General features: G+C 66.2%; 15 protein-coding genes. 8 read left to right on the top strand and 7 right to left on the bottom strand.

Annotated elements, in window-relative coordinates:
* The first annotated feature begins 16 nt into the window (after nucleotides 1-16).
* From ACT4ML_RS06950 to ACT4ML_RS06970, 5 genes are all read left to right on the top strand, one after another.
* Nucleotides 17-310, top strand: coding sequence for a hypothetical protein (locus ACT4ML_RS06950; protein ID WP_444720204.1), 294 nt, complete (start codon nucleotides 17-19; stop codon nucleotides 308-310).
* Between the two features lie 81 nt (nucleotides 311-391).
* Nucleotides 392-805 (top strand): helix-turn-helix transcriptional regulator, encoded by a 414-nt coding sequence (locus tag ACT4ML_RS06955; RefSeq protein ID WP_444720205.1) that lies wholly within the window; start codon nucleotides 392-394, stop codon nucleotides 803-805.
* Between the two features lie 192 nt (nucleotides 806-997).
* A complete protein-coding gene (locus tag ACT4ML_RS06960; RefSeq protein ID WP_444720206.1) occupies nucleotides 998-2,281 on the top strand; it encodes a Glu/Leu/Phe/Val family dehydrogenase in 1,284 nt (427 codons plus the stop codon).
* Entirely contained in the window at nucleotides 2,278-3,552 is a 1,275-nt protein-coding gene (locus tag ACT4ML_RS06965) for a hypothetical protein (protein ID WP_444720207.1), read from the top strand. Before ACT4ML_RS06960 ends, ACT4ML_RS06965 begins: the two co-directional genes overlap by 4 nt.
* Nucleotides 3,553-3,633: 81 nt before the next feature.
* A complete protein-coding gene (locus ACT4ML_RS06970) occupies nucleotides 3,634-4,452 on the top strand; it encodes a DUF2182 domain-containing protein (RefSeq protein ID WP_444720208.1) in 819 nt (272 codons plus the stop codon).
* 131 nt (nucleotides 4,453-4,583) lie between these two features.
* Here the strand turns inward: ACT4ML_RS06970 and ACT4ML_RS06975 are convergent, their stop codons facing one another.
* Together ACT4ML_RS06975 and ACT4ML_RS06980 are read right to left on the bottom strand one after the other, a co-directional pair.
* A complete protein-coding gene (locus ACT4ML_RS06975) occupies nucleotides 4,584-6,614 on the bottom strand; it encodes an AMP-binding protein (RefSeq protein WP_444720209.1) in 2,031 nt (676 codons plus the stop codon).
* Between the two features lie 2 nt (nucleotides 6,615-6,616).
* Nucleotides 6,617-7,474 carry an SDR family oxidoreductase gene (locus tag ACT4ML_RS06980; RefSeq protein ID WP_444720210.1) on the bottom strand — a complete coding sequence of 286 codons (858 nt, stop codon included), beginning with the start codon at nucleotides 7,472-7,474 and terminating at the stop codon, nucleotides 6,617-6,619.
* A 226-nt stretch (nucleotides 7,475-7,700) separates the two neighbouring features.
* Here ACT4ML_RS06980 and ACT4ML_RS06985 point away from each other — a divergent pair, with 226 nt between their 5' ends.
* Nucleotides 7,701-8,414, top strand: a complete 714-nt coding sequence (locus ACT4ML_RS06985; RefSeq protein WP_444720607.1) for a helix-turn-helix domain-containing protein — start codon at nucleotides 7,701-7,703, stop codon at nucleotides 8,412-8,414.
* Between the two features lie 113 nt (nucleotides 8,415-8,527).
* Here the strand turns inward: ACT4ML_RS06985 and ACT4ML_RS06990 are convergent, their stop codons facing one another.
* From ACT4ML_RS06990 to ACT4ML_RS07010, 5 genes are read right to left on the bottom strand one after another with little or no spacing between them, the layout of a single operon-like run.
* Complete coding sequence (locus ACT4ML_RS06990; protein WP_444720211.1) at nucleotides 8,528-9,304, bottom strand: ABC transporter ATP-binding protein; 777 nt, start codon at nucleotides 9,302-9,304, stop codon at nucleotides 8,528-8,530.
* Entirely contained in the window at nucleotides 9,301-10,074 is a 774-nt protein-coding gene (locus tag ACT4ML_RS06995) for an ABC transporter ATP-binding protein (RefSeq protein ID WP_444720212.1), read from the bottom strand. The genes ACT4ML_RS06990 and ACT4ML_RS06995 overlap by 4 nt, the downstream gene beginning before the upstream one ends.
* Nucleotide 10,075: 1 nt before the next feature.
* Entirely contained in the window at nucleotides 10,076-11,218 is a 1,143-nt protein-coding gene (locus tag ACT4ML_RS07000; protein WP_444720213.1) for a branched-chain amino acid ABC transporter permease, read from the bottom strand.
* Nucleotides 11,215-12,135 (bottom strand): branched-chain amino acid ABC transporter permease, encoded by a 921-nt coding sequence (locus ACT4ML_RS07005; protein WP_138245912.1) that lies wholly within the window; start codon nucleotides 12,133-12,135, stop codon nucleotides 11,215-11,217. The genes ACT4ML_RS07000 and ACT4ML_RS07005 overlap by 4 nt, the downstream gene beginning before the upstream one ends.
* Before the next feature lie 27 nt (nucleotides 12,136-12,162).
* On the bottom strand, nucleotides 12,163-13,491 hold the full coding sequence (locus tag ACT4ML_RS07010; RefSeq protein WP_444720214.1) for an ABC transporter substrate-binding protein: 1,329 nt from the start codon (nucleotides 13,489-13,491) through the stop codon (nucleotides 12,163-12,165).
* Nucleotides 13,492-13,680: 189 nt separating this feature from the next.
* Between ACT4ML_RS07010 and ACT4ML_RS07015 the strand changes: the two genes are divergently transcribed.
* On the top strand, nucleotides 13,681-16,716 hold the full coding sequence (locus ACT4ML_RS07015) for a PAS domain-containing sensor histidine kinase (RefSeq protein ID WP_444720215.1): 3,036 nt from the start codon (nucleotides 13,681-13,683) through the stop codon (nucleotides 16,714-16,716).
* A 180-nt stretch (nucleotides 16,717-16,896) separates the two neighbouring features.
* Entirely contained in the window at nucleotides 16,897-17,211 is a 315-nt protein-coding gene (locus ACT4ML_RS07020; RefSeq protein ID WP_444720216.1) for a DUF7518 family protein, read from the top strand.
* The last annotated feature ends 17 nt before the right edge of the window (nucleotides 17,212-17,228 follow it).

Genomic DNA, 17,228 nt, shown 5'->3' on the forward strand with positions numbered 1-17,228 from the left:
CACCGACGTCGCACTGATGCTTCTGCAACTGATCGCCCTGACGATCCCGCCGGTCGTCGTCCTGATCCGGCTGTTGAACCGGTCGGAGAACCTCGAGTGGCAGTTTCGAAAGCTGAGCTTCGGCCTCGTGGTCTCGAGCGTGGCGCTGCTGATCGCGGGCGCGGTCGCCGTGTTGGCGTACTTCGTCGCGAGCGTCCAGTTGGCCGCGACCGTCGTCGCCGGGCTGTTGCTCGTCATTCTCGGGCTCGTCCCCCTCGGTGCCTTCCTCGCCGTGCTCTACCGCGAGCACCGGAAGGAACACGGCCCCTAACTTCGCTACGCTCGGATTCGGCCGACCGCGGGTTCGATCCCCGCGCGTAGCTTCGGCGGCCCCGCCGCCGATATCGAATCGATGTCCAATCACACCCCCACGAACACCGACGACAGTGACGAATCGAATACCGACGACAGTGACGAATCGAATACCGACGACCAGACCCAACGGTCGACGACCGACGACGCGGATCCGCGTCCGCTGACGAACCTGACAGGCTTCAAGCGCGATCAACTGTTCGTCATCCGAATGCTCGCCGACCGGAACCCCCACGGCCTCGTCATCAAGGACAAACTCGACTGCTACTACGACGAGGAGATCACGCAGGGGCGGCTCTACCAGAACTTGGCCGAACTCATCGAAGAGGGCTACGTCGAGAAGCATCCCCTCGACGGCCGAACCTACGCCTACCGGCCGAGTACGCGCGCCAACGAGCGCCTCGAGGAGCACTACGAGTGGGAGCGTCGCTGTCTCTTTCGCGACCTCCCGTGAGCGCGACCCGTCCGTGGTGGCACCCGGCGGCGGTCACGGACAGCGGTCCGTCGAAGCCGCGATCGAGCCGCTTGGGTAGCCGAACCGGCCACTTCGACGCCGACGGAGTCGAGCGACCGGTCCGATGGCGACTGACGGGCCGATCGGCCGATCCGACCGATCGGCCACGTTGTGGCACGTAATCGACCGACAATGACACCAGACACAGATTTCTCCAGCGACGAACGCAGTCGAACAGACCCCGATCTCGACGCCCCGTGGACGTACGCGACGACCGCCGCGCGTCGGCTCTCGCTTCCCGACGAGATCGAGCAGCGACTCCTGCACCCGCACCACCGCCAGCGGATCACGGTCCAGTTCGAACGCGACGACGGCACGCTCGGCGTCTGTGACGGCTACCGCGTGCGCCACGACCGCGCTCGCGGCCCCTTCGTCGGGCCACACCGGTACACCTCCGAACTGCGCGGCGACGACTGTGCCGGGCTCGCGGCCGCGACGACCGTCAGCGCCGCGCTCGCGGGCGTCCCCTTCGGCGGCGCGGCGGGCGGCGTCGCGGTCGATCCGGCGACGCTCTCGCGGGACGAACGCGTCCGACTCACTCGAGCCTACGCGGCCCGCGTCACCGGCGTCGGACCCGACAGCGACGTCTTCGTCCCGAACGTCGGGACCGACGAGCGAACGATGGCGCGGTTCGCCGACGCCGTCGCCGACCGCGTCGACGGCCCGCACAACGCGACGGTCGCCGGCAAGCCGCCGGCCATCGGCGGCTTCCGAGAGATCTCCCGGGCGAGCGGGCAGAGCGTCGCCCGCGTGACCCGTGACGTCCTCGAGACCGACCACGACCGGCCGCTGTCCGACGCGACGATCGCCGTCTACGGCACCGGCCCCCTCGGCGCGACGGCCGCTCGCCTGCTCGAGTTCCGCGGTGGGACCGTCGTCGCGATGTGTAGCGATCGAGCGGGGCTGACCGCTCCCGACAACGAGACCGGCCTCGACACGGACCTCGCCCCCAGCTATCTCCAGCGACCGGGGACGCTCGCCGAGTACGACGACGGAACGATGACCGGGACACAGAACGTCCTCGAGCGGGACGTCGACGTGCTGGTCCTCGCGGAGCCCGCGACGGCGGTGACCGCGGAGAACACCGACGCGATTCACGCGGATCTCGTCGTCGAGGGCGCGACGGGGAGCGTGACACCCGGCGGCCAGCGCGCCCTCGAGGACCGCGACATCGCCGTCGTCCCCGACGTGCTGGCGACGGCCGGGACGATGATCGCGGCCCACCTCGAGTGGGTCGAGAGCGTCGGCCGCGACCGCTCGAGCGAGGCCCGCGTGACAAACGAGTTCGACTACGCGCTCGCGGACGCGGTCGACGACGTGCGAGAGCGCCGCGAGCGGTGTGATCTGAGCTGGCGGGAGGCGGCCTACAGCGTCGGCGTCTCGCGGGTCGCGGCGGCCCACGAGGTGGTGCGGTGATCGACCGCCTCGACGAGTCGCTGACGGACGCGCTCGACTGGCTCCAGCGCGTCGGCCCGGCGACGGACGGGCGCGACGACGGAGGGGACGAGAGCGGTGACGACGCGGCGGACCGGCGAGCCGACGGGGGTGATCCCGACGCCGAAACGCGACTCGAGCCGAGCGCCACCGATCGGAGCAATGGCGACGGGAACGACGGCGATCGAAGCGGCTGGGAGGCCGTCGAATCGCCGACGTCGCGGACCCTCCACGGCGTCGTCCACGGACAGGACGGTCCGTACGCCTGCGGCGAAGGCGGCCTCCTGCTCCACCGGGCACCCGACGGGTGGCGGATCCTCTTGGAGCGCGGGCCGGGCGTCTCGGAGAACACCCTCCGGTCCATCGCGACGACCGACGACGGCTGTCGGCTCTGGTTCGCCGGCGACAGCGGTGCGCTCGGCTACTACGACGTGGCCGACGGCCACCTCAGCGACTACTCGGCGCCGATGGAGAAGACGAGCACGTGGGAGGCCATCGCCGTCACCGGGAAGACCGGCGAGGAGCGAGTCCGGGTCGCCAACGGGTCCGGAGAGGTGCTCGACTGCGCCGTCGAAGACGGCTGTCCGGTCTGGGGGGAGGTGGTCAAACCCGGCGGCGGGTCGACGATTCCCGGCCTGACCGCGGGGCCGGACGGGTTCTACGCCGTCGACACCAGCGGCGGCGCCTACTCCGAACCCGCGGACGGCGACTCGAAGGGCACCAGCCCCTCGAGCGAGGCTGCGGACGATACTACGGCCGCCGAGGACACGACGGATTCCGGATCCAGAGACGGCCAGCCGGCGGACACCGAACCCACCGACAGCGACCCCGAGGAGTGGGACCGGATCGGCGTCCGGAACGCACAGGTCGACTTCCAGGACATCTGGGCCGGCACGGACTCCGTGTTCATCGCCGGTGCCGACGGCATCGCCTACCGGTACGATCCCCACTGTGAGAACTGGACGCCGCTGCACGTCGGACAGGGCGCGCTGCAGGCGATCCGATCGGTCGGGACGGACGCGGTCGCGGTCGCCACCGGCGGCCGGATATACGAACGCGACAAGAGCGTCCGCTGGACCCGACTCGAGGCCCCCACCGAACAGTCGCTTCGCGGACTCGCGCTCGCCCGCTCGAGCGACGACGTCGACGACGGGCTGGCGACGGTCTCCGTCGACGTCGCCGTCGGTGCCGGCGGTGCCATCCTCGAGCGCGATCGGCGCGCTCGCTCGAGCGACCGTGACGGGAGCTCGTAACCCGCGACCGCGAGTATCACGGCGACTATCGCCTTCGGTGCCGTTTCCGGATCGCCCGCTGACCGCCCCGCCGCGTCCCCAATGGTTCTCGATAATTCACTTCCGTGCAGTGATCGTATCGATTTCGACGCGTTCCCGGTCGCGGACGCGTTCGTCCTCTCGCTGTCCGCCCTGCTGTGGCTCGTCCTCTTCGAGGGGTGGCTCCCCGGACTGGGACCGGCCCCTGCCGGCCTCGAGGCCCCGATGCGTGCGCCCGGCGTTCCCGAGGCGCTGGCGACGGCGAACGGCCTCACCGGTCTCGTCGCGTACCTGCTCATGTGGGGAACGATGATGCTGGCGATGATGCTCCCGTCGCTCGTGCCGGTCGTCCGCCGCCACCGTGACGAACTGTGTGACTCACCGTCCGTCTTCCTGCCCTCGATCGCCGCGTTCCTCGGCGCGTACGGCCTCGTCTGGACGCTGGTCGGCGCAGTCCCGCTGGCGGTCGAGTATCTGCTCTCGATCCGCGGCCTGCTGACCGCGTCGGTGCTGGGTGTCGACGCCAGCGCCGTCGGTATCGGTGGCTCGCTCGCGTTCGCCGGCGGCTACCAGTTCACGTCGCTGAAACGCGACCTCCTCGCGCGGTGTGGCTGCCGCCAGTCGGCCCCACACCGCCCCGAACTCGCTCGGATGGCCCGCGACGGCGTCCGATACGCCGTCAACTGCATCGGTTGTACGTGGCCGCTGTTCGCGCTCATGGTCGTTCTGGGAACGATGAACCCCCTCGTGATGGTCGGCCTGACGCTCGTCGTCTCGCTCGAGCGACTGGCCCCCGACGGTGACGACGTCGCCGTCGCGCTGGGCGTCGTGTTGCTCGGTGCCGCCGCGTTCACGCTCCTGTTCGGCGTTCCGACTCTTTGAACCGGGTCCAACGCCGGCGATCTCACGTCTTTGACCCGCGATACCGAAGACCGAGAATAGCGAGGCGGACGGCAACGAATAGCAGTAACCCGTCATGCTGGCGCTCCCACGACTGACCGCCGCGTTCCCGCCTATCTCGCGTCCTCGAGGTCCTCGAGCGCCTCGGGGTTCTCGATACTGCTCATGTCGCCCAGCTCCTCGCCGGTGTAGGCCGCCTGAATGGCTCGCCGAATGATCTTGCCGGACTGGGTCTTGGGGAACTCGTCGACGAACAGCACCTCGCGCGGGCGGAACGGTTTTCCTAACTCCTCGCCGACCTGCGCGCGGAGTTCCGCCCGGAGGTCGTCGGACTCCGCGACATCGTCCTCGAGGACGACGTAGGCGACGACGGCGGTGCCGGTGGTGTCGTCGGACGCACCGATGGCGGCGGCCTGATTGACGACTTCGTGGTCGATGAGCGCGCCTTCGACCTCCGCCGGGCCGACTTTCCGGCCGGCCACGTTCAGGGTGTCGTCGGCCCGGCCGTGGAGGAACCAGAAGCCGTCGTCGTCCTTCTGGGCCCAGTCGCCGTGGTCCCACAGCGGCGGGTCCTCGAAGGTCGACCAGTACTCGTTCAGGTAGCGGTCGTCGCCCGACCACAGCGACTTGGTCATCGAGGGACAGGAGTCCCGCGCGACGAGGAACCCGCGCTGGTTGTCCTCTTTCACTGAGTTCCCGTCGCGGTCGACGATATCGATGTCCATCCCGAGGCCGGGACCACCGAGCGTGCAGGGTTTCAGCGGTTCGGTCGGCATCGGCATCAGGAAACAGCCACAGATCTCGGTCCCGCCGGAGATGTTGATGATCGGGCACTCGCCGTCGCCGACGTGCTCGTGGAACCAGTGCCACGATTCGGGGTCCCACGGCTCCCCCGTCGAGCCCAGAATCCGGAGCGAGGAGAGGTCGTGGCCCGCGAGCCACTCGTCCCCGTGCTTGCGCAGCGCCCGAATGGCGGTCGGCGAGATGCCGAACTGGGTGAGTTCGTGGCGGTCGATCATCTCCCAGAAGCGGTCCGGCTCGGGGTAGTCCGGCGCGCCCTCGTACATGAAGACGGTGCCGCCGAACGTGTGGGTCCCGATCAGGCTCCACGGCCCCATCATCCAGCCGATGTCCGAGACCCAGAAGAACCGATCCGCTGGCTTGAGATCCATCCCGAAGTAGACCTCCTTGGGACACTGGACCTGCACGCCCGCGTGGGTGTGGACGATCCCCTTCGGCTTCCCCGTCGTCCCCGAGGAGTAGAGCAGCATCGACTCCTGACTCGAGTCGAGGGACTTCGTCTCGTACTCGTCGTCGCTCTCCTCGACGGCGTCGGCCCACCACTCGTCGCGGTCGTCGGTCCACGGGATTTCGTGTTCGCTGGTCGTCGAACTGGACCCTAACCGATCGAAGACGATCGTCCGCTCGACGTGACCCGCCTCCTCGATGGCCTCGTCGGCCGCGGACTTGAGGAAGACCGGATCGCCGCGGCGGTAGAAACCGTCGCCGGTAAAGAGCACGGAACACTCCGAGTCCGCGATCCGGGTCGCAGCCGCGTCGACCCCGAACCCGGAGAAGATCGGGACCGCGATCGCGCCGACCTTGAAACAGCCGTAGAGGATCGAGACGACCTCCGGGACCATCGGCATGTAGAGGCCGACGGTGTCGCCCGTGCCGACGCCCCGCTCTGCGAGCGCGTTCGCGACCTGATTCGACTGCCGGTGGAGTTCGTGGTAGGTGACCTCGCGAACCTCGCCGTCCTCGCCCTCCCAGATGGTGGCGACCTTGTTCCGGCGCTCCTCGTCGACCGCGGCGTGGCGGTCCACGACGTTGTGGGCGATGTTGAGTTCGCCGCCCGGATACCAGTCGGTGAACTGCGGTCCCTCGCTGTCGTCTCGGATTTCGTCGTACGCTTCGTAGAACTCGATCCCGAGGTAGTCGACCAGTTCGTCCCAGAACCAGTCGACGCCGCTTTCGGGTTCGCCCTCCAGTTCGGTCGTCGTCCGCTCGATCAGTTCCTCGTAGTCGTCGATTCCGTACGCCTGCATGAACTCGAAGACGTTCGTCGACTCGACGAACTCCCGGCTCGGCTCGTGGGCGATTTCGTCGATGTCCTCGAGGCTGAGACTGGTGTTTTCCGACATTGTTACTCGTAGGTAAGGGTCATGCCACCATCAAACAACAGGTCGCCGCCGTCGAGGTGGCGGCCCAGATCGGAGAAGCCGAGCAGGAAGAGGTTCGCGACGTCGATCGGTTCCATCATCTCTTTGACGCGGGACTGGCCGAGCATGACGTCCTCGATCACCTCGTCGACCGAGATACCGCGCTGTTCGGCGGTGTCCTCTAACTGGGCCGTGACCAGCGGCGTCTTCACGTACCCGGTGCTGAGCGAGAACGCCCGAATCTTCCCCTCGCCCTCCGCGGCGATCGACTGCGTGAGCCCGCGCAGGCCGAACTTCGAGACGTTGTACGCGACCTTGTCGCTGGTGACGTAGTGACCGTGGACCGACGCCATGTTGCCGACGCAGCCCTCGCCGTCGTCGGTCTCCCGGAAGTGAGGAATACAGAGTTTCGAGAGGTACAGCGGTGCCCGGAGCATGATCCGGTGCATCAGGTCGTAGGTCTCCATCGGAAACTCGTCGATGGGGTCGATGTGTTGCATCCCCGCGACGTTCGCGAGGTATTTGAGATCGCCCAGTTGCGCGGCCTCGTCGACGATGCGCTCGAGGTCGTCGTCGCTCGTGAGGTCGCCGGGAACCGACTCGATGGTCCCCTCCAGGCCGAGGTCCTCGCCGCGGTCGATCGTTCCCGCGAGGCCGTCCTCGTCGACATCCGTGGCCGCGACGGTGAGGCCGTTGCCGGCGGCGGCCAGCGCGGTCGCCCGGCCGATGCCGGAGGCCCCGCCCGTCACGAGACAGACGTTGCGTTCGGTGAACGATTCGTCGGGAAATCGGTATATCTCTTCAGCGGAGACGGTGGGCGCCGTGACCTGATTTTGAGTCATTGTACACAGTTCATTGTTATCGAGGACCACCCTAAAAGATCGCCATTAACATGTCAACGACGACCTATCGGACGACCGTACGGTGCGTAGTTTTCGGAGTAGTTAATCGTACTATTATCGTCTGTCAAATTACATGACCATACGCTAGTTCCGACGGTAAGGGGCTAGTGTGTGTAAATAATAGCAACTATTAAGACATTGTATGTCAGTTATTCTCTTCCTAGCGATGATCGACCTCGATATCGATATGCGGCAGTACGATTGTCCGTTCATCGATACGACGGACGATGTCGACATCGCGTTCTCGGCCGTTCAGTGGCAACTCGACACCGACGCCGAACAGCTCGAGACGCGACTCATCGCCGAGGGGGACTCGAGGGAAACGCTCGAGGACGGGCTTCGAGCGCTCCGAACCCACTCGAACATGACGGACTGTTATCTCCTCTCCAAGCGCGACACCGTCGCCGAAATCGGCACGAAAATCGAGGTGACCAACGCCATGCAGACGATCCAACGGAACGGGGGCTACATCACCGGCCCGTTTCAGATCGAGAACGGCCGGGAACGGTGGCACATCGGTTTCGACGCCGACGAAGACGAGGACCGAACCCTCGCGGAACTCGAGCGCCACAACGAGTTCAGCGTCGAGGACCGCGATCAGTTCGGTCCGTCGACGCTGTTCGACCTCTTGGAGAACGCCCAGAGCGCGATGGAACTGCTCGAGGGCTGCCGATCGCTGACCGAGACCGAACGCGAAACGTTCGAAGTCGCGTTCCGAAACGGCTACTACGAGACGCCCCGCGGAACGACGCTCGACGACCTCGCGGAGCACTTCGATATCTCGAAGACGGCCGTCTCGATGAACTTGCGCCGGAGCGAGCGCAAAGTGCTCCAGTCAGCGCTGGGCGTGCTCGAGCGGATGAACGACGACCAGTTTTGAGCGGGACGGCGAAAACGTCTGTTCCGCTGCTTCGGGGAGACATCCGGTCACTCACTGCGACAAACGTCGGTAGCACTGCGAGCGGTCGAACGGAAACGCGGCGCAGCGACGCCTCATTCCCCGCCGCCCTGCATCAACAGCTGGATCTCCTCGTCGGCAGAGAGGGCCTCGGGGTCGCCGCTATCGACGATCTCGCCGCGTTCGATCACGTACATCCGGTCGACGATCTCCGGGACGTGACTGGCGTTCGACTCGGCGATCAACACCGAGATGTCCCGATCGATGATCTCGCGGATGTGGGACTTGACGTTCTCGACGACGACCGGCGCCAACCCCTCGAGCGGTTCGTCGAGGATGAGCAGGTCCGGCCGGAGCGCGAGCGCTCGGCCGATCGCGGTCATCTTCCCCTGCCCGCCGCTGAGGTTCTGCACTTCGGCGTCGCGCCGCTCCTCGAGTTCCGCGAAGAGGTCGAAGACGTCCTCGACGACGGCGTCCTCGTCCTCGATTCCGCGCGCCGTCCCGGCGGTCCAGATCGGGAGCCGGAAGTTCTCCTCGACAGTCATCCCGGTAAAGAGGTCGCGGTTCTCCGGCTGGTAGCCAATCCCCCGCTTGGGAATCAGCTCGGGCCGCATGTCGAGTAGCTCCTCGCCGCGCAGCCTGATCGACCCGTTCGCGACCGGCGTCAGGCCCATGATCGACCGGAATGTCGACGTTTTCCCGGCACCGTTGCGGCCGACGAGCGCGACGGCTTCGCCCTCGTTGACTTCGAGGTCGATGCCGTGAGTGACCTCGAACCCCTCGACGGTCGACGTGAGGTTCGAGACCTCGAGCAGCGGGTCGGAGCCACCGGGTCCGGCGTCGGAACCCGAACCGGGGCCGAGCGTGCTCATTCGTCCACCCCCAACAGGACCCGCCGGAGTTCCGAGTCGGTCTCGAGAAGGGAGGGATCGCCCTCCCGGAAGACCCGCCCCTCGTGGAGGACCACGAGGCGGTCGGCGTACTCCTTGACGAGGTCCATGTCGTGTTCGATCGTCACCGTGGTGACGTCGTCGGCCTCGCCGGCCTCGACGATGGTCTCGATGACGTACTCCTTCTCGCGGGTCGCGACGCCGGCGGTCGGCTCGTCGAGCAGCAGGTAGGTCGGGTCGAGCCCGAACGACATCGCCACGTCCAGCAGCTTGCGGTCCCCGTGGGGTAGCGTCTCGGCCACTTCGTGCTGAACGTCGGTCAGACGGAACCGCTCGAGGAGCCCGTCGATTTCGGACTCGACCTCCTCGTGGCCGTCGTCGACGGATCGCATGCTCAGTGTCTTGCCGTGGCGCGAGAGGACCGCGACGCGGAGGTTCTCGCGGACGGTCATCTCCTCGAAGACGTGGACGATCTGGAAGCTCCTGACGAGGCCCTGTTTGACCCGGTCCTCGGGCGCCATCTCGGTGATGTCGTCTTCGACGGAAGCGCCGTTCTCTTCGCCGTGGACGACGACCGAACCTCGATCGGGCTCGAGGAGCCCGGTCAACAGGTTGATCAGCGTCGTCTTGCCGGCCCCGTTGGGGCCGACGATGAACACCATCTCGCCGTCGGTCTTCCCGAACTCCAGCGAGACGTCGTCCGTGGCGCGCAGTTCTCCGAACTCCTTGCGTAGGTCTCGTGCTTCGAGCATCTCAGTTTACCCCGAAAACGATGATTCGAACGGTGGTTACGGCCCGGTTCGCGCCGCGACGGAGCGACGTGCCGAGCGTCGTGAGGTCCTCGCGGAGCAGGCCGGGATCACGCCGTCGTCGCGCCAGCCCGGTGCCGATCTTCGGGATCGATCCCAGGATTCCCTCCGGCAGGAAGAGGACGACCGCGATCAGTACCAGCCCGGTCAGGGCGTTGTAGTACTCCACGTAGAACGGCGCCTGAATCAGCAGATAGACGAGGACGACGCCGCCGATCACCGGGCCGACGAGCGTCCCGAACCCACCGAGGATCGCCATGAACAGGATCTCGCCGGACACGAACGCGTAGAGGGTCGGATCCGGACTCACGTGTAACTGCAGGAGCGCGAACAGCCCGCCGGCGAGTCCGCCGTAGACGCCCGAGATCGCGAACGCGATCCACACGTACTTCTCGACGGGGATCCCGACGAATCTGGCCCGCGTTCGGTCCTGTCCGATCGCGTCGAGCGCCCGGCCGAACGGCGAATTGACGAGCTTCCACATCGCCAGCAGCGAGACGACGAGGACGACGACCGTGAAGTAGTACAGGATCAGGTCGTACCCTGACGACGTCCACTGGAGGCCGAACAGCGTCGGCGGATTCAGCCCGTCGGGACGGACGCTGAGCCCGTCGCTGTAGTTGAAGTAGCCGCTCTGCAGGACGAACGCGTACAGGACCTGATTGAACGCGAGCGTCAGCAGCGCGAAGTAGATGTCGAGGTAGCCGGCGACGAAGTAGCCGATCAGCACCGCAGTCACCGTCGACGCGAGGACGCCACCGAACAGCAACAGGAGGCCGCTCGAGACGTCGAAGTGCGACGCCAAGACGGCGGCGCCGTAGGCCCCGACGCCGAAGAACGCCGCGTGGCCGAACGAGACGAGTTCGGTGTGGCGCAACAGCAGGTTCAGGCCGACCGCCGCGAGGCCGAAGAGGATCCCGCGGTGGACCGCCTGAAACGAGAGGCTGGTCAGTCGCGTGATATCGGGGACCGCAAAGAGGACCGCGAGGCCGAGGACTGCGAGGACTGACTGCCCTTTCGTCAGTTCCATGCCCTCCGAGAGTCGCACGCGGGTCTCGCCGTCCCGTTCGACGAGAAAGCGACTCATTGGATCTCACCCCACGTTCCGTAGAGGCCTTCGGGCCTGACGAGCAAGACGAGCACCATCAGGAGGAACGGCACGGCCAGCTCGAGTTGCGGGTAGTACGGCGTCACGACGCGGCTCGAGACGCCGACCAAGAGCGCACCGACGAACGCGCCTTTCAGGCTCCCGAGCCCGCCGATGACGATCACGACGAACGAGAGCACCAGCCAGCTGAGCCCCATCCCGAGGGAGGCGCTGCTCGGGCCGATACTGACCATCGCGCCGCCGAAGCCGGCGAAGAACGCGCCGATGGCGAACACGAGCGTGAACATGCGGTCCGTGCTGACGCCGATCGCCGTCGACATCTCCCGATTGATCGCGGTCGCCCGCACGATGCGGCCGGTCTTCGTCCGATCGAAGAACCAGGCGAGCCAGGCGAACACCGCGACGCCGATCAGGATGACGAGGACGTTGTACGACGGGTAGCCGAACCCGACCAACTCCGTCGTCGGGATCTCGTTGACGGCGCTGAAGACGCCCACGTCGACCGGCGAGGGGCCCCAGACGAACTTCATCACGTCGGTGAGGACCAGCAGTAGCCCGTAGGTCAACAGGAGCTGGTAGACCTCGTCCCGGTCGTAGATCGGCCTGATGAACGTCGCCTCGAGCGCGCCGCCGACCGGCAGTAACACGGCCGCGGCCGCGAGCGACCCGGCGAGGACGACCAGTCCGAAGACGATCGCCGTCGCGGGTCCGGTCGGGGCGGCGACCTGCCCGGCGAGGAAGCCGACGATGCTGAAGGCACAGAACGCCCCCAGCGCGTACAGTTCCCCGTGCGCGAGGTTGAGGATCCCGAGCACGCCGAAGATAATCGTCATCCCCGACGCGATCATGAACAGGATCGAGCCGTAATAGAACCCGTTGAGTACGTGTTCGAGCATAGTTATTGAGTCCCGTCTCGCACGGCGTCACCAGCTCCCGATCCAGTCGGCGGAGGTCTCGCCCGGCGGCGGCGACACGTTCTTCGCGGCGAAGACGTTCACGTCCGCGAGCGCCGCGGCGTCGTGGTCGGACGACCACGTCAGTTCGCCGAAGTGCGCGTTGGAGTACCCCTGATGGTCCGCGCCGATGGTGTGGTAGCCCGCCGGCGTGAAGAAGCCGTGATTCTCGAGGACCGTCGCGAGTTCCTCCTGTTCCGGCCAGCGGCCGAGGAGACGGACGGCCTTCTCCGCGGCCGTGGCCCACGCCGTCACCGCGCCGTAGCCGCTCATGAAGTGGGCCGTCGGAACGACGCCGTACTCGTCTTCTACCTCGGAGACGAGGTCCGCGGCCGGGCTCCACCGGTCGGTCGACGGCTCCCCCCAGTAGAAGTTGCGCGATCCGGAGTAGATCGGTCCGTCGACGAGGTCCTCGCTCAGGTCATTCGCCGAGCCGTAGAGAACCGGCCCGACCAGCAGGTCGACGGCGTCGAACATGCCGTTGGCGTGGCCCTGCTCGAGCAACAGCGTCGCGTCGCCGCCCCAGCAACTCGAGAAGACGACGTCGGGGGCCTCCCCGTTGACCTCGGTGATGTGGGTGGACATGTCGCCGGTACCCAGATCCGGGAAGCCGCTGTACACTTCTTCCGCGCCGGTGAGCGCTTCGATCCCCCGCGAGAACAGGTCCATCTCGTCCTGACCGAACGCGTAGTTGGGGTTGATTCCGGCGTACGTGTCGATCGAGTCCGCGCCGAGGACTTCGACCGCTTGCATGACGGCCGCGAGCGCCTCCATCACGTCGTGGTTCTGGAACCGGAACGAGTAGGTCACGTCCGGGAAGTCCTCCTCGTAGAGCGTCGTCACCGTCCCGTCCGTGGAGACGTTGATGACCTCCTGTGCCTCGATCTCGGGGACCATCTCCGCGTGTCCGCTGCTCGAGATCGGGCCGAACGTGACGTCTTTGCCCTCGTCGACGAACTGCTGGTAGTTGGTGAGGTACGCGCCGCCCTCCTCGACGACGTCGAGGTTCATCTCCCGGCCGGCGATCCCGTCGTTCTCGTTGATTCGCCGGACCGCCGTTTCGGCACCGTACTGGGCCTGTACGCCGAGTACCGACGGCGCGCCCTCGGTGAACGTCTGGAGCCCCGACTCGATCGGTTCGTCCGGAACGTCCGCGTCCGCAAGCGAGTCCTCCCCGTCCTCGAGCAGTTCCGTACAGCCGGCCAGTGCGACCGCAAGCGCCGAACCGCCGACTGTTTTCAGTAGCGTTCGTCGATCGATGCCGTCGGATTCCGCCGCCGTGAGTGGTCCAGTTGTCATCGGTAGTGCACACCGCGCGTCTGTCGCGCCATATGTGTGAGACGAGCTACCAAACCAAATAGGAGAACGTAAACATGTTAACAGTGAACTCAACTCCGGGACCGCAACCGATCGAAGCACCGCCGTCCGTCGGATCGCTCGGTTCGGGCCGGCGAGCGTTTTTTCCCGGTCTATCGCATTCGGATAACTATGAGCACTCGAGCGGGCGCGAGCGATGGGGCATTCTGGGGAGATGCCGACGACGACGTCGCGCTCCAACGCTATCGGACCCTCGTTAACACGATCGACGACGCGATCTATCAGCTCGATGTCGACGGTCGGTTCGTCGCGGTCAACGACGTCATCGTCGAGGAGACCGGCTATCCGCGCGAGGAACTCCTCGGCGAGCACGTCTCGATTCTGCTCGACGACGCCGACACCGATCGAATCGAACGCGAAATTGCGAGCCAGATCGACGCGCAAAACGACGATATCGCCACCTTCGAACTGGCTATCCGAACCGCCGACGGGGACGTGATCCCCTGCGAACTGCGCGTCAACCTGCTGATCGAGGACGGCGAGTTTCAGGGCACTATCGGCGTCGCTCGCGATCGGTCCGCGGAACAGCGCCAACAGGAGACGCTCGCATCGGCGGTGGCATCGTACGAATCGATAACGAGCGTCATCGACACGGCCGATATCGGCGTCTTCGTCCTCGACGAAGCCGAAGAGATCGCGTGGGTCGACGAGACCGTCGAACAGTACTTCGCCCTCGATCGGGAGGCGCTCATCGGGCGGAACGGTCGCGATTTCATCGAGGACACGCTCGAACACAGGATCGCCGACCCCGATTCGTTCGCTGAGACCGTCGTCTCGACGTACGACGAGGAGCGCTACATCGACCGCCTCGAGTGTCGGGTCGCTGCCGACGACGACCGCGATGAGCGCTGGCTCTCCTACCAGAGCAAACCGATCGAATCCGGCGAGTTCGCCGGCGGACGGGTCGAGTTCTACTACGAGATCACCGACCAGAAGCAGTCCGAAGAGGACTTACAGGAGAACAAAGCCGAGTTCCAGTCGCTGGTCGACGCCGTCGAGGAGTACGCGATCTTCCGGCTGGACACGGACGGTTGCGTCATCAGCTGGAACAAGGGCGCACGGAAGCTCAAGGGCTACGACTACGAAGAGATCGTCGGCGAGCACTTCTCGACGTTCTACACCGAGGGTGATCGAGCGGCGAACGTCCCCGAGCGGAACCTCGAGGCCGCGACCGAGAACGGGTCCGTCGAGGACGAAGGGTGGCGGGTCCGCGATGACGGCACGCGGTTCTGGGCGAACGTGACGATCACGGCGATCCGGGACGACGACGGACAGCTTCAGGGCTACCTGAAGGTGACGCGGGACATGACGGATCGCCGGAAGCGCGAGCAGGAACTCGAGACCGAACTCCAGCGCATCCTCGGGCGGATCTCCGACGCCTTCTACGCGGTCGACGACGAGTTCCGCTTTACGCACGTCAACGACCGCGCCGCGGAACTCCTCCAGCACTCCGAGGAGGAACTCCTCGGCGAGCGGCTCTGGGACGTGTTCCCCGATCTCCACGACCTCGACGAGGTCTGGGACGCCTTCCACACGGCCTTAGAAACGCAGGAGCCGACCAGCTACGAACTCTACTACGACACGCTCGATTTCCGGGTCGAGGCGAACCTCTACCCCTCCGAGACCGGTATCTCGGTGTACTTCCGCGACGTCACCGAGCGCCGGGAGCGCGAGCGGGAACTCGAGCGAACCGAACGTCGGTTCGAGGCGATCTTCGAGGACCCGAACATCCTCGTCGGCCTGCTCGAGCCCGACGGGACGGTCTTGGACATCAACGGAACCGCGATGGAGTACGTCGACGCCGACCTCGCGGACGTGACCGGCGAGCCGTTCTGGGAGACGCCGTGGTGGGGTGCGGGCGATGGGGTTCAGTCGGCCGTCAAGGAGTGGACCGAGCGCGCGGCCGCGGGCGAGTACGTCGAGTTCGAGACCGACCTCACCCGGCCGGACGGCGACCAGTACACGCTCAACGGCGTCTTCAGGCCGGTCACGAACGACGAGGGAGACGTCGTGTCGATCTTCGTCTCGGACCGCGACATCACGGCGCGAAAGCGGCGCGAGCGCGAACTCGAGGAGTCCGAACAGCGCTACCGCACCCTCGCCGAACACTTCCCGAACGGGGTCGTCACCCTGTTCGACCACGACCTCGAGTACACGCTGGTCGCGGGGCAGGGCTTCGATAAGATACCGGTCGACCCGACGGAAGCCGAGGGCGAACGCTTCGACGACGTCTGGCCGGCGGCGACGAGCGACGCGCTCGAACCGGCGCTTCGGGCGGCCCTCGAGGGCGAGGAGCGATCGATCGAACTCGAGTACGCCGGCCGGGAGTGGGTGATCTATACGGTCCCGATCACCGACAACCGGGGGGACGTCTTCGCCGGGGTGACGATGGCCCACGACATCACCGAACGCAAGGAGTACCAGCGCAAACTCGAGGAGACGATCTCCCGACTCGAGGAGTCCAACAAGCGGTTAGAGCAGTTCGCCTACGCGGCCTCCCACGACCTGCAGGAACCGCTGCGGATGGTCTCGAGTTACCTCCAACTCATCGAGAACCGCTACGCCGACGCGCTCGACGAGGACGGCGAGGAGTTCCTCGAGTTCGCCGTCGAGGGCGCAGAGCGGATGCGGAACATGATCGAGGGGCTGCTGACCTACTCCCGGATCGAGACGCAGGGCGAGCCGCTCGAACCGACCGACCTCGATTCGGTCCTCGAGAGCGTGCTGACGGATCTGCAGTTCCAGATCGAGGAGAGCGACGCCGAGATCGAGACGACGGAGCTCCCCCGGGTCGAGGGCGACGCGGACCAGTTGCGGCAGGTGTTCCAGAACCTGCTGTCGAACGCGATCGAGTACAGCGGCGACGAGCCGCCGCGGATTTCCGTCGACGCCGACCGACGGGGGCAAGAGTGGGTAATCTCGGTCCGCGACGAGGGGATCGGGATCGATCCCGAGGAGTCCGACCGCGTCTTCGAGGTCTTCCAGCGCCTCCACAGCCGCGAGGAGTATTCCGGCACCGGAATCGGCCTCGCGCTCTGTCAGCGAATCATCGAACGCCACGGCGGCGAGATCTGGGTCGAGTCCGAACCCGGCGAGGGATCGACGTTCTCGTTTACGCTCCCCGCGGCGGCGGAAGCCGGGCAGTGACTCCGCTGTCGTCACGACCCCCGGTTCACGTCGTCACCGCCCCGCCGTCGTCACTGACGCCTGTTCCGGTCCGCAGTCAGCGCGAGTGCGCGCACTCGCCGACCGCGCCACGCAAGAATTGTAATATGACTTATAGTCGTCTGACGTACGTTTATGTGGCCGGACGGTCCCCTAGCTGATATGTCGAACAACCGCGTCGAGACGCTCGAATCGACGGTTGCGGAACTCGAGTCGACGGTAGAGGGGCTGACGGACGAACTCATCGAAGCCAAAGAGCGAATCCGCGTCCTCGAGGCCGAACTCGATGCCGACACGCCGACGCGCGTGCCGGAGCGACGGAACGAGGAGACCGGAACGACGGCGTCCAACGGCGACGAAACGCCCGAGGCCGAACCCGACGATGTCGCGGAAGCGGCGGCCGACGCCGAGACCGAAGCGGAACCGGCCGACGACGAAGCGGAAGACTCAGGTAGCGACGACATCATTGTAGCATAACTGCGGCTATCGCCGTT

Origin of the sequence: Natrinema sp. LN54 (assembly GCF_052439245.1) — an archaeon.
Taxonomy (GTDB): Archaea; Halobacteriota; Halobacteria; order Halobacteriales; family Natrialbaceae; genus Natrinema; species Natrinema versiforme_A.

Coding starts and splice junctions, on each gene's coding strand:
- ACT4ML_RS06950 (WP_444720204.1), top strand. CDS start 17: ATGCTTCTGCAACTGATCGCCCTGACGATCCCGCCGGTCGTCGTCCTG.
- ACT4ML_RS06955 (WP_444720205.1), top strand. CDS start 392: ATGTCCAATCACACCCCCACGAACACCGACGACAGTGACGAATCGAAT.
- ACT4ML_RS06960 (WP_444720206.1), top strand. CDS start 998: ATGACACCAGACACAGATTTCTCCAGCGACGAACGCAGTCGAACAGAC.
- ACT4ML_RS06970 (WP_444720208.1), top strand. CDS start 3,634: ATGGTTCTCGATAATTCACTTCCGTGCAGTGATCGTATCGATTTCGAC.
- ACT4ML_RS06975 (WP_444720209.1), bottom strand. CDS start 6,614: ATGTCGGAAAACACCAGTCTCAGCCTCGAGGACATCGACGAAATCGCC.
- ACT4ML_RS06980 (WP_444720210.1), bottom strand. CDS start 7,474: ATGACTCAAAATCAGGTCACGGCGCCCACCGTCTCCGCTGAAGAGATA.
- ACT4ML_RS06985 (WP_444720607.1), top strand. CDS start 7,701: ATGATCGACCTCGATATCGATATGCGGCAGTACGATTGTCCGTTCATC.
- ACT4ML_RS06990 (WP_444720211.1), bottom strand. CDS start 9,304: ATGAGCACGCTCGGCCCCGGTTCGGGTTCCGACGCCGGACCCGGTGGC.
- ACT4ML_RS06995 (WP_444720212.1), bottom strand. CDS start 10,074: ATGCTCGAAGCACGAGACCTACGCAAGGAGTTCGGAGAACTGCGCGCC.
- ACT4ML_RS07000 (WP_444720213.1), bottom strand. CDS start 11,218: ATGAGTCGCTTTCTCGTCGAACGGGACGGCGAGACCCGCGTGCGACTC.
- ACT4ML_RS07005 (WP_138245912.1), bottom strand. CDS start 12,135: ATGCTCGAACACGTACTCAACGGGTTCTATTACGGCTCGATCCTGTTC.
- ACT4ML_RS07010 (WP_444720214.1), bottom strand. CDS start 13,491: ATGACAACTGGACCACTCACGGCGGCGGAATCCGACGGCATCGATCGA.
- ACT4ML_RS07015 (WP_444720215.1), top strand. CDS start 13,681: ATGAGCACTCGAGCGGGCGCGAGCGATGGGGCATTCTGGGGAGATGCC.
- ACT4ML_RS07020 (WP_444720216.1), top strand. CDS start 16,897: ATGTCGAACAACCGCGTCGAGACGCTCGAATCGACGGTTGCGGAACTC.